The following is an 11923-nucleotide window of genomic DNA, read 5'->3' on the forward strand; positions in this document are numbered from 1 at the left end:
TCCTTATTGATTCCAGTACATCGCCTGCCCGACGGCCGCCAGCAATCGTTCGATATCCTGCGGATAAATTTCGCCGATGTTGCCGATGCGGAAGCAGTCGCTCTGCGACACTTTGCCGGGATAAATCACGAAGCCCTGCTGCTTCAGGCGCTGATAAAACTCGGCGAAGCGGTAAGTGTCGGCCTTCGGCGAATAGAACGCCGTGATGATCGGCGAATGCAGCGCATCGTCCAGCAGGGTCTCAAAGCCCAGTTCACGCATGCCCGCCACCAGCCGACGCTGATTGGCGTGATAGCGGTCGTGACGCGCGGCAATGCCGCCCTCTTGTTCCAGCTCTTTCAGCGCCTGCGCGAAGGCCAGTACGGTGTGAGTGGGCGACGTAAAGCGCCATTTGCCGGCCTGGTCTTCCATACAGCGCCACTGGGCATACAAATCCAGTGACAGCGAGCGCGAACGGCCGGCGCATTTCTCCAGTTCGCTGCGGCGGGCGATGACGAAAGCAAAGCCCGGCACGCCCTGAATGCATTTGTTGGCGGAGCTGATCAGAAAATCGATGCCCAGCGCGTCCACATCCAGCGGGATGCCGCCGAAGCTGCTCATCGCATCGACGATAAAGGTCTTGCCGTTGCGCGCCGCCAGACCGGCGACCTTCTGCAGCGGGTTGAGCATGCCGGTGGTGGTTTCACAGTGCACCATGGCGATATGGCTGATGCGCGCATCGCTTTTCAGCACCGCCTCCATCGCCGCCACGTCCGGTTCGTTCACCTCGCCGCAGTCGAACGCGTGGTGGTCGATATCCATCAGCCGCGCCATTTCGATCATCCGCGCCCCGTAGGCACCGTTGTTGACGATCAGCAGCTTGTCGTGCGGGCCGATGGCCGTGCCCAGCACGCCCTCTACCGCATAGCTGCCGCTGCCCTGCAACAGCACCGAGGTATAGCCGGCGGACGGCGTCGCCAGCGCCACTAACCGTTGGCGAATGCGCTGCACCACCCCAAGGTTGTAATCTTCATCCCAGGTGCAGCTGTCATACAGCATCGCCTCTTTCACCGTTTTCGACGTGGTCAACGGGCCGGGGGTCAACAGCAGGTAGTTACGGTCGGACATGTTATTCACCTATTGGTCTATACCAGATTGCGCTGATTGTGGCGGCAAATTCCTTCCCAGGTCAAACGGCAAAACGCGGTGAAACAAAAAATTCATCTGGCTATGTATAATAAGCGGGCCGGAATGCCAGGCCGATGCCATAGCGAGATGAAATGAAAGAACATCCGGGCGATATGCCCCACTATCTGCAGATCAAGGATCAGCTTCAGGCGCGCATCACCCGCGGCGCGCTGCAGGCCGGCGACAAGCTGCCTTCGGAGCGCGAGCTGTGCGCCATCTTCTCCACCACCCGCGTCACCATCCGCGAGAGCCTGGCGCAGCTGGAAGCCACCGGCGCCATCTACCGCGCCGATCGTCGCGGCTGGTTCGTCACGCCGGAGCGGCTGTGGCTGGATCCGACGCAGAACACCAACTTCCACCGTCTGTGTCAGGAGCAAGGGCGCACGCCGCGCACCGCGCTGCTGTCCGGCGAAAAAACCACGGTGCCGCTCGACGTGATGCAGCCGCTGGCGCTCGAACCGTTCGATCAGGTGTATCTGCTGCGCCGGGTGCGCTATGCCGACGGCCGCGCCATCTGCTATTGCGAGAACCACTGCCTGCCGCACCGGGTGCCGGAACTGCTCAGCCACGATCTCAACGGCAGCCTGACCGAGGTTTATCAGCAGCATTACGATTTGATTTACAGCAACATGCACCTGTCGTTCTACCCGACCGCCCTGCCTTATCGCGCCGCCAACGCGCTGGGTGCCATGGTCGGCCTGCCCGCGTTGCTGCTGCGCCGCTTGAATTACGATCAGCACGGCCGCATTCTCGATTTCGATATCGAATACTGGCGCCACGACAGCCTGCGCATCGAAGTCGATACGCTTTAACCCCCTGCCCAACGGGGCCTGCGCACGCAGGCCCGCCTTTCTCTCCCGCGTCGTCCTCCCCGTTTCCGGCAATGATATTTTGCTGATTTCATTTGTTTGTCATATTCGCCGATTAGCGTGGCCGCATATCTGGTGTATACCAGTTTCGCATTAACCCGTAACAGTGAGGCTGAAGCTATGAAACTTTCTCGACTGGTCGTGATGACCGCCATCGCACTCGGCTCCGCGCCGCTCTGGGCCGCCGAGGCGGTGGTGACCGTCTACTCCGCCGATGGTTTGCACGACGGCGATCACAGCTGGTATCAAACGCAGTTCGACGCCTTCACCCAGGCGACCGGCGTCAAGGTGCAGTACGTCGAAGGTGGCTCCGGCGCCATCGTGGAACGCCTGTCGAAAGAGCGCAGCAACCCGCAGGCCGACGTGCTCGTGACGCTGCCGCCGTTCATTCAACGCGCGGCGGCGGAAAAACTGCTGCAGGACTTTACCCCGCAGGCGGCCGCGCAGATCGCCGATGCGCAGCCACAGTTCGTGCCGCTGGTGAACAACTACCTGAGCTTCATCTATAACGCCAAACTGCTGCCGCAGGCGCCCGCCAGCTACCAACAGCTGCTGGACGCGCAGTTCCGCAATAAGCTGCAGTACTCCACGCCGGGCCAGGCGGGCGACGGCACTGCGGTGATGCTGCAGGCGTTCCACAGCTTCGGCGGCAAAGACGCCGGTTTCGACTACCTCGGCAAGCTGCAAAGCAACAACGTCGGCCCTTCCGCCTCCACCGGCAAGCTGACCGCGCTGGTCAATAAAGGGGAGCTGCTGGTGGCCAACGGCGATCTGCAGATGAACCTGGCGCAGATGCGCAGCAACCCGAACGTGAAGGTGTTCTGGCCGGCCGGGCCGGACGGCAAGCGCAGCACGCTGGTGCTGCCTTACTACATCGGCCTGGTGCAAGGCGCGCCGCAAAGCGCCAATGGCAAAAAGCTGATCGATTTCCTGCTGAGCAAAGAGGCGCAGAGCAGCGTCAGCGCCATTTCCTACGGCATGCCGGTGCGTAAAGACGTGACCCCGACCGACGATAACTTCAGGCAGTCGCAGGCTGCGCTGCAGGGCGTGGATATCTGGGCGCCGGACTGGAATCAGGTGGTGAGCAGCCTGTCCGCCGACATTTCCCGCTGGCACAAGGTGACAGAATGACGCTGACCATGCCTTCCCTTCTCGCTTCCCGCGCTGAGGCGCGGGATAACAGCCGGGACATCGCCGGGCCGTCGGGCATTCAGCTCGACCGCGTCAGCGTGTCGTACCGCAGCACCGAAGTGCTGAAACCCCTGACGCTCACCATCGCGCCCGGCGAAGTGCTGGCGCTGATCGGCCCCTCCGGCTCGGGCAAAACCACCGTACTGCGAGCGATTGCCGGTTTCGTGCAGCCGTCCGCCGGACGCATCGCCATCGGCGATATCGATGTCACCGACGTGCCGCCCTATGAACGCGGCCTGGGCATGGTGGTGCAGAACTATGCGCTGTTTCCGCATATGCGCGTCGAGGACAATGTGGCGTTCGGCCTGCGCGCCCAGGGCAAGCCGCGCGGCCTGACCGCCGAGCGCGTCGAAGAAGCGTTGGCCATCGTCGGCATGTCCGCCTACGCCAGGCGCTATCCCAGCCAGCTTTCCGGCGGCCAGCAACAGCGGGTGGCGATCGCCCGCGCCATTGCGGTGCGCCCCAAAGTGCTGTTGCTGGATGAACCGCTGTCGGCGCTGGACGCGCAAATCCGCCACAGCATGGTGGAAGAGATCGCCCGCCTGCACCGCGAGCTGCCGGATCTGACCATCCTGTACGTCACCCACGATCAGGGCGAAGCGCTGACGCTGGCGGACAAGATCGGCATCATGCGCGACGGCCACCTGATCGCCCACGGCGAAACCCGCGCGTTGTACCACCATCCGACGAACCGCTTCGCCGCCGAGTTTCTCGGCCGCGCCAACCTGCTGCCGGCCACCGCGCTGGAGACCACCACCGGGCAAGGCATGACCACCGTCAGCTGCGCCGGCAAAGTGATCGGCTGTTTCACCTACGGCGCACAACGCGGCTTCGACAAGCTGCTGTGCATCCGGCCGCAGCATATTGCGCTCGATGCCGACGCTCAGCGCAGCAACTGCCTTATCGGCACGCTACGCGATATTCATTGGCAGGGTGAACTGACGCACCTGCAGTTCGACGCGCAAGGCCACCCGCTGCGCGTGGTCACCACCCATCGCAGCCGGATGCCGCAGATCGGCGAACGCGTGCCGCTCTATTTCGCCCCCGACGATGCGGTACTGATCGAGGACTGACATGATCGACTCTACGCTTATTCGCCCGGCCCTGCGGCTGCGTTTGCCGCGCCGCCTGTGGATCCTGCTGCCGCTGCTGGTGCTGGCGACGCTGTTTTTCTACCCGCTGGCGCTGATCGTCAAACAGGCATTTACCGACGATCAGGGGCTGTTCAGCGCCGCCGCGCTGCAACAGGTGTTCGAATCCCGACGTTTTGTCGGCGCCCTGCTCAACACGCTGCAGATTGCGCTGCTGGCAACGCTGGGCTGCCTGGTGCTCGGCACCCTGCTGTCGCTGCTGCTGGTGTTCACGCCGTTCCCCGGCAGCCGTCTGATCGCCCGGGTGATCGATACCTTTATCGCCATGCCGACCTTCCTCATCACGCTGGCCTTCACGTTCATCTACGGTTCCGCCGGCCTGCTGAACGGCACGCTGATGGCGACCTTTGGTTTCACCTTGCCGCCGGTGGATTTTCTTTACTCCATCTGGGGGGTGATCCTGGCGGAAATCACCGTGTTTACCCCGCTGGTGATGCGCCCGCTGATGGCGGCGCTGTCGCAGATCGACCGCAGCCAGCTCGAGGCCGCCAGCATCCTCGGCGCCCGGCCGGGGCGCGTGGTGCGCCAGGTGATTTTGCCCGCCGCGCTGCCGGCCTTGCTGGCCGGCGGCAGCCTGTGTTTGCTGTTGACCACCAATGAGTTCGGCATCGTGCTGTTTATCGGCGCCAAGGGCGTCACCACGCTGCCGATGATGGTCTACTCCAAAGCGATTCTGGAGTCGGATTACGCCGTCGCCTGCACGATCGCCGTCGTGAATATCGCGCTATCGCTCGGGCTGTTCTCCCTTTACCGCTACGCCGCGGCGCGCGCCGGGCTGAGGAACTGACAATGTTGATTTGGTCCCGCACCGGACGCACCCTGACCTGCACGTTGACGATCACGCTGTTCGCCCTGTTCTTCTGCCTGCCGCTGGCGGTGATCCTGATGTCCAGCCTCAGTGAGCAGTGGAACGGCGTGCTGCCGAGCGGTTTCACCCTCAACCACTTCCGCCAGGCGTTCAGCGGCGCCTCCTGGGACGCACTGATCGCCAGTCTGGCTATCGGTTTCAGCGCCAGCCTGTTCGCGTTGTTGTGCGGCACCTGGGCGGCGTTGGCGCTGCGCCACGTGCCTGAACGCGGCCGACGGCTGCTGGGCACGCTGTTTTTCATTCCCAGCGCGGTGCCTTCGGTCTCTATCGGTTTGGGGATGCTGGTGGCGTTCAGCCAGGGGCCGCTGCAGATGAACGGCACCTTCCTGATCGTGCCCGCCGCCCACTTCGTGCTGATTTCCGCCTTTACCTTCGGCAACGTCATGGCCGGGCTGACCCGGCTGCCTGACGACTACGAGAACGTCGCCGCCAGCCTGGGCGCTTCGCCGCTGTTTCGCCTGCGCCACGTCACCCTGCCGATGATCGCCCCCTACATGATCTCCGCCTTCGCGCTCAGCCTGTCGCTGTCGATGGGGGAGCTGGGCGCGACCATGATGATCTACCCGCCGAGCTGGGCGACGCTGCCAGTCACGATCTTCAGCCTGACCGATCGCGGCAGCATCGCCAATGGCGCAACGCTGACCATGATCCTGGTGGCGGCCACGCTGTTGCTGATGTTGGTGCTGGAGCGGATTTCTCAGCGGCTGACGCCCGGCGCAAAATAACAGCAAGGCGCCGTCATGGCGGCGCCTTGCTCATCGAAACGCAGGTCAGAACGGGTAGTCGTGATAGCCCTGCTGTTCGGAAATGCGTCGGGCGGCGACGTGCAGCAACGCCACATACTCCTCCCGCGCCGCTTCGGAAAAGCGCAGCGTCGGGAAAGAGATGCTCAGCCCGGCGATCGCCACCCCGAACCTGTCAAAAACCGGTACCGCGATGCAGCGGATCCCCGCTTCTTGCTCTTCGGCATCTTCGCCGTATCCCTGCGCACGCACCCGATCCAGCACCGGCAACAGTTCGGCGGCGCTGGTCAGGGTATGCTCGGTGCTGCGGGTAAATTCAATCTGCGACAGGATCTGCGCCACCTCATCCCGCTCGCGCCAGGCCAGCAGCACCTTGCCGATGGCGGTGCTGTGCAGCGGGTTGCGGCGGCCGATGCGCGAATACATGCGCAGGTTGTACATCGCGTCGATCTTATGGATGTAGACGATGCCATCCTCGTCCAGGGCGCCGAGGTGGATGGTTTCACGGGTATGATTCGACAGCTCGCGCATCTGCACGTCGGCGCTGCGGATCAGATCGACGTTCTGCAACGATTTGGCGCCCAGTTCGAACAGCTTGAGCGTCAGCGCATACTTTTCCGTCTCGCCCTCCTGTGAAACGTAACCCAGCGCTTTCATGGTCTGCAGAAACCGGTAGACGGTGCTTTTAGACATCATCACCCGCTGGGACAGTTCGGTAATGCCGATCTCGCGCTCATCGCCGAGCGCCTGCAAAATGCCGAACACTTTCATCACGGATGAGACGGCATCCGGTTGCTTGTCTGAATCTGCGTTAGCCATGGCGAATACCCTACTTAACGGTTTTGTTTCAGGAAATTTAAACAAGGGTTTCAGTATAATCGGAACAGATCGCGACGCGCAACGCAGCTGAAGGCTAAGCGATTGAAGCCAAATGAATAACCGCCTGCCGCTCACCGCCGTTTACAATTAAGCGGACAAGGGGCATGCAATCGCAGGCGAATATGATTAGCATGATAATACTCTCCTGAATAAATACCGCTGAGACCTGCATGCGTCCTTGTTCCGACGGCCTCCCCGTCCCGCAACGCTATGGGGCGATCCTCGCCATCGCCCTCGGCATTACCGTATCCGTGCTCGACGGCGCGATAGCCAACGTGGCGCTGCCCACCATCGCGCGCGATCTCAACGCCAGTCCGGCCAGTTCCATCTGGGTGGTTAACGCCTATCAACTGGCGATCACCGTCTCTTTGCTGTCGCTGGCGTCGCTCGGCGATCTGGTCGGCTATCGCCGCATCTATCAGGCTGGATTGCTGGTGTTCAGCATCACCTCACTGTTCTGCGCCCTGTCCGACTCGCTGCTCACCCTGACCATCGCCCGCGTGCTGCAGGGCTTTGGCGCCGCCGCCATCATGAGCGTCAACACCGCGCTGATCCGCATCATCTACCCGCAGCGTTTTCTCGGCCGCGGCATGGGCATCAACTCGCTGATCGTCGCCTGCTCCTCGGCGGCCGGGCCGACGGTGGCGGCCGCTATCCTGTCGGTCGCGTCCTGGCAATGGCTGTTCGCCATCAACCTGCCGATCGGCATCGTCGCGCTGCTGCTGGGGATGAAATTCCTGCCGGCCAACGGCCAAAAAAGCGATAACCGCCGTTTCGATCCCACCAGCGCCGTGCTGAATGCGCTGACCTTCGGCCTGCTGATCACCGCCATCAGCGGCTTCGCCCAGGGCCAGAGCCTGACGCTGATCTTCAGCGAGATCGCCGCGCTGCTGGCGATTGGCGCGCTGTTCGTGCGCCGCCAGCTGCGCCAGGAATTTCCGTTGCTGCCGGTCGATCTGCTGCGCATTCCGATCTTCGCCCTGTCGATGGGCACCTCAATCTGCTCGTTTGCCGCGCAAATGCTGGCGATGGTGTCGCTGCCGTTCTTCTTGCAAAGCGCATTGGGCCGCGACGAGGTGGCGACCGGGCTGCTGCTGACGCCGTGGCCGCTGGCGATCGTGGTGATGGCCCCGATCGCCGGCCGGTTGGTGGAACGCGTGCATGCCGGCCTGCTGGGCTGCATCGGGCTGGCGGTGTTCGCGCTCGGGCTGTTCTCGCTGGCGCTGCTGCCCGCGGCGCCGTCGAATATGGACATCATCTGGCGCATGGTGCTGTGCGGCGCCGGTTTCGGCCTGTTCCAGTCGCCCAACAACCACACCATCATCTCCGCCGCACCGCGCAACCGCAGCGGCGGCGCCAGCGGCATGCTGGGCACTGCCCGTCTGCTGGGACAAACCTCGGGGGCCGCCCTGGTGGCGCTGATGTTCAACCTGTTCCCAGCCTCCGGCACCCACGCTTCACTGATCCTGGCTGGGGTGTTCGCCACCCTGGCGGCGGCCGTCAGCAGCCTGCGCATCACTCAACCGACGACGCAAACGGCGCAGCCCAGCCGCGAGGTGAAATAGCGCACATAAAAGAGCCGAGCCCCATCGATTGTAAAACCGACGGGGCCAGCACTGGCGGCCGGGCCGCGTCGGGTGCGGTGCCGGGAGCATGGCAGGCCAGGCGTCAGTCGCCGCACCTCAACGGGCTGCGGCCTTGTCGTAAACAGGCTAAATAGGCGTCGTCATCCGGATACCAGCCAACAATGCGTTGGCCGTCGTTATCCATCCCCTCGAAGGCCTTGAGCAGGCCGGGGGCGAACATGCGCTTTATCAGATCTTCGGATTGCGCGCTGTCGATGCGGCAGTCGCAGCGCGTCTCTCCGCCAACCTGAACGAAGTTCTGCAACGAAGCGAGACATCGCGCGTCGAGGTCGCCATGAACATGGATAAACTCCCCCGTTTCTACCAGGGTGAGCGCGGTCAGGTCTCCCCCCACCACGAACGCGCCGTCGTTTCCTGAGCTGCAATAGGCATGGCGTATGCGGACATCGTCACGCACGACCAGCCCGCCCCAGCAAATCAGCGTATCCGCCTGCAGCCGCCCCAGCACGACAATGCCGCCGTCCTCTCGCTGCGGTGACACCGCCAGGCATCCCTCGACGATCACATCGCCGTCCACGATCAGGTAATCGTAATCGTGGCCATCGTGCTCGTCGGGGAAAAACGCCGGCAGGCGCAGATCGCCTGAATGCCAGCGAATAACCGGCGGTTCATCATCGTCATCATGCCGGTTCAACAATTCCGCAACCGCATCGGCGACACCGCCAGCCAATGCGGCCAGGCGCGCCGACACCTCATCACCGTTGAGTAAGGGAAGGTGGTTGATTTTCATAGGGCCTCAGGGACAAATGTCATTGTGCCAAAGCATATAACATGCGCTTCCAAAGCCAAACAGGCGGTCGTGACCGGGCCCGATGCGGCTTGCCCTCTCACCGGGTGATCTGGCACCGCGCCAGCCCAGGCTGAGAGGCCGAAAGACGCGGTTTGCAGGTGGGCTTCAGCGACTTCGGGCGCTGCTGCACGGCATTAACGCCCGCAAACTTCGCTGAAGCGCTCATCCCATTCATTGCCGAATTTCATTGCTGAATCCGTCGCCGCCACTGAAATAGCGGTTCAGGCATGCCATAAAAAAACCCCGGCAAGCCGGGGTTTTTCATTTCATTCAGCCGATTACTTCAGGTACTGACCGGTGCGCAGCGCTTCGATGCGCTTGTCGAGCGGCGGGTGCGACATGAACAGCTCGCTGAACGACTTGGATTTGCCGTTGATGCAGAACGCCATCATGCTGCCCGCTTCCTGCGGTTCATAGCTGGTTTTCAGACGCTGCAAGGCGGCGATCATCTTCTCGCGGCCCACCAGTTTGGCGGAACCGGCGTCGGCATAGAATTCGCGGTGACGCGAGAACCACATGGTGATGATGCTCGCCAGGATGCCGAACACCAGTTCCAGCACCATCGACACGGCGAAGTAAATCATCGGGTTGCCGTTGCCTTCCCCTTCACCGTCGCGGTTGCCCAGGAAGCCGGCGGCAACCTGTGCGATCAGGCGCGAAATGAAGATGACGAAGGTGTTCACGATCCCCTGGATCAGGGTCATGGTCACCATATCGCCGTTGGCGACGTGGCTGATTTCGTGCGCGATAACCGCTTCCGCTTCGTCGCGGCTCATGCTCTGCAGCAGGCCGGTGCTGACGGCGACCAGCGAAGCGTCGCGCCGTGCGCCGGTGGCGAAGGCGTTGATGTCCGGCGCGTGGTAGATAGCGACCTGCGGCATGGCGATGCCCGCCTGCTGCGATTGACGGCGCACCGTTTCCAGCAGCCAGTTTTCGGTTTCGTTACGCGGCTGTTCAATCACTTCCCCGCCCACGGAGCGCAGCGCCATCCATTTGGACATCAGCAACGACACGAAAGCGCCGCCGAAGCCGAACAGACCGGCCATGATCATCAGGCCCTGAACGCTACTGGATTGGATTCCTGTCAGGCTGAGCACCAGCCCGAAAACCAACATCACCGCCAGGTTGGTGAGCAGGAACAGAGCTATACGCATCATAAAATGTTTACTTCCTCATAAATGTTAACAAAACACTGTCCAGATACCCTGGATCGTATGGGCATTCGTCACAGTTTCAAGAGTTGCGCGCCATTAACCTACTAAAAATACGAAACTTTACAAAAACGACGCGCGACCGGGATTTGGCAAATTGTAAACGATTGTTGCGCAAGGCGGAGGGATTTTGCAGAAAAATTTCTTTGCCCGCACGCCATGACAACGAGAACCGTTATCCTCACGCTTTATAGGCCAATATCCGCTCAGCGCGTTTCATCATACCCCGCCTGATTCAGCGGCGATGAAAGTTTGAATCTCGCGATTAATTGTTACATTATAACATCACAATTAATCGTAAAGGGATGTCAATCATGTTATCGCGTATCGTCTGGATGCTGGCGACGTGGCTGCTTTTCTGCCAGGTCGCGCACGCTGAAATTCACCTCACCGACGTTGAAGGACGCCAGGTTACCCTGGCCGCCCCCGCACAGCGCGCCTATATCGGCTTTTACTACGAAGATTTTCTGGCGGTGAACGGCCCGGAGAGTTATCAACAGGTCGTCGCCTTCTCCAAAAGCGACTGGGCGTTGCGCGCCAGCCAATGGACGCGCTATCAGGCGGCGCTGCCACGGCTCGCTCAACTGGTCGATGTCGGTTCGCTCTATAACCAGAGCTTCGATTTTGAACGCCTGCTGACCACGCGGCCAGACCTGCTGATCCTGGCGAAGTGGCAGCTCGACGGCTTCGCCAACTACCTGCCGGTGCTGCAACAGCTCAACATTCCTTACATCGTCGTCGACTTCAATCAGGGCGTTGAAGTCAAGCTCGCCAGCATCCGGTTAATGGGCCAGGCGATGGGCCACGCCGAGCGAGCGGAACGGCTGGCCGACGAATATCGCCAAAGTCTCGAGGATACCCGGCGGCGCATCCGCCAGGCGCAGCTGCCGCCGCCGGTCACCTACATTGAGCTGGGGGACAAGGGCCCCGGCGAGTACGGCAGCAGCTATGGCGCATCGATCTGGGGGCCGCTGCTGCAGCTGGCCGGCGCCGAAAATATCGCCGCCGGCGTCGTCGGCAGCCCTTCCCCCTTGCGCGCCGACTATGTCCTGACCCAACGGCCCGAGGTGATTTTTCTCGCCGGTGGCGACTGGGAAAACATGCCGAACGCCGTGCCGATGGGTTACGGCACGCAGGCAGCCCCCCTACAGACGCGCCTGACGCAATACGCCCGGCGGGCGGGATGGCCGCAACTGCCGGCGGTAAAAAATCAGCGTCTTTATGCGCTTTACCATGGCGGCGCGCGCACGATTTACGATTTTATCTTTGTCCAGTATCTGGCGAAAGCGCTCTATCCCGCCGCGTTTGCCGATGTTGATCCCGCGCGCAATCTGGCGCAGTTCTACCATCAATATTTGCCGATAGAGGCGGACGGCGTCTTCTTGCAACGCTGGCAAGGAGAATAACC

At 61.9% G+C, this 11923-nt stretch carries 11 protein-coding genes; 7 read left to right on the forward strand and 4 right to left on the reverse strand.

The features are described 5' to 3' along the window. Positions 1 to 3: 3 nt before the first annotated feature. Complete coding sequence (phnW, locus tag ACJ8M3_RS07225; RefSeq protein WP_442514635.1) at positions 4 to 1107, reverse strand: 2-aminoethylphosphonate--pyruvate transaminase; 1104 nt, start codon at positions 1105 to 1107, stop codon at positions 4 to 6. A 152-nt stretch (positions 1108 to 1259) separates the two neighbouring features. On the opposite strand from phnW, the gene phnR reads away from it, so the two are divergent. The 5 genes from phnR (at position 1260) to ACJ8M3_RS07250 (ending at position 5971) form a co-directional block, all read left to right on the forward strand. Beyond that, a complete protein-coding gene (phnR, locus tag ACJ8M3_RS07230) occupies positions 1260 to 1979 on the forward strand; it encodes a phosphonate utilization transcriptional regulator PhnR (RefSeq protein ID WP_060660795.1) in 720 nt (239 codons plus the stop codon). 177 nt (positions 1980 to 2156) lie between these two features. Continuing rightward, positions 2157 to 3167, forward strand: a complete 1011-nt coding sequence (locus ACJ8M3_RS07235; RefSeq protein WP_033652475.1) for a 2-aminoethylphosphonate ABC transporter substrate-binding protein — start codon at positions 2157 to 2159, stop codon at positions 3165 to 3167. Between the two features lie 8 nt (positions 3168 to 3175). Next, entirely contained in the window at positions 3176 to 4300 is a 1125-nt protein-coding gene (gene phnT / locus ACJ8M3_RS07240) for a 2-aminoethylphosphonate ABC transport system ATP-binding subunit PhnT (RefSeq protein WP_233503962.1), read from the forward strand. Between the two features lies 1 nt (position 4301). Then, a complete protein-coding gene (phnU, locus tag ACJ8M3_RS07245) occupies positions 4302 to 5165 on the forward strand; it encodes a 2-aminoethylphosphonate ABC transporter permease subunit (RefSeq protein WP_060660796.1) in 864 nt (287 codons plus the stop codon). A gap of 2 nt (positions 5166 to 5167) precedes the next feature. Beyond that, positions 5168 to 5971, forward strand: a complete 804-nt coding sequence (locus ACJ8M3_RS07250) for an ABC transporter permease (RefSeq protein WP_033642856.1) — start codon at positions 5168 to 5170, stop codon at positions 5969 to 5971. A gap of 45 nt (positions 5972 to 6016) precedes the next feature. Here ACJ8M3_RS07250 and kdgR read toward each other — a convergent pair whose 3' ends face one another. After that, the gene (kdgR, locus tag ACJ8M3_RS07255) at positions 6017 to 6808 is read right to left on the reverse strand and encodes a DNA-binding transcriptional regulator KdgR (RefSeq protein ID WP_033642855.1); all 792 of its coding nucleotides are present in this window, start codon (positions 6806 to 6808) and stop codon (positions 6017 to 6019) included. A gap of 230 nt (positions 6809 to 7038) precedes the next feature. Between kdgR and ACJ8M3_RS07260 the strand changes: the two genes are divergently transcribed. Next, positions 7039 to 8433, forward strand: a complete 1395-nt coding sequence (locus ACJ8M3_RS07260; protein ID WP_033642854.1) for an MFS transporter — start codon at positions 7039 to 7041, stop codon at positions 8431 to 8433. A gap of 103 nt (positions 8434 to 8536) precedes the next feature. Here the strand turns inward: ACJ8M3_RS07260 and ACJ8M3_RS07265 are convergent, their stop codons facing one another. Next, the gene (locus ACJ8M3_RS07265; RefSeq protein ID WP_089196973.1) at positions 8537 to 9244 is read right to left on the reverse strand and encodes a hypothetical protein; all 708 of its coding nucleotides are present in this window, start codon (positions 9242 to 9244) and stop codon (positions 8537 to 8539) included. A 338-nt stretch (positions 9245 to 9582) separates the two neighbouring features. Continuing rightward, positions 9583 to 10461: a protease HtpX gene (gene htpX / locus ACJ8M3_RS07270; RefSeq protein ID WP_033652481.1), complete on the reverse strand. Its 879-nt coding sequence runs from the start codon at positions 10459 to 10461 to the stop codon at positions 9583 to 9585. Between the two features lie 368 nt (positions 10462 to 10829). Between htpX and ACJ8M3_RS07275 the strand changes: the two genes are divergently transcribed. Beyond that, positions 10830 to 11921 (forward strand): ABC transporter substrate-binding protein, encoded by a 1092-nt coding sequence (locus ACJ8M3_RS07275; protein ID WP_089196972.1) that lies wholly within the window; start codon positions 10830 to 10832, stop codon positions 11919 to 11921. Positions 11922 to 11923 lie beyond the last annotated feature (2 nt).

This window comes from Serratia sp. CY55921 (assembly GCF_052167655.1).
GTDB lineage: Bacteria > Pseudomonadota > Gammaproteobacteria > Enterobacterales > Enterobacteriaceae > Serratia > Serratia ureilytica.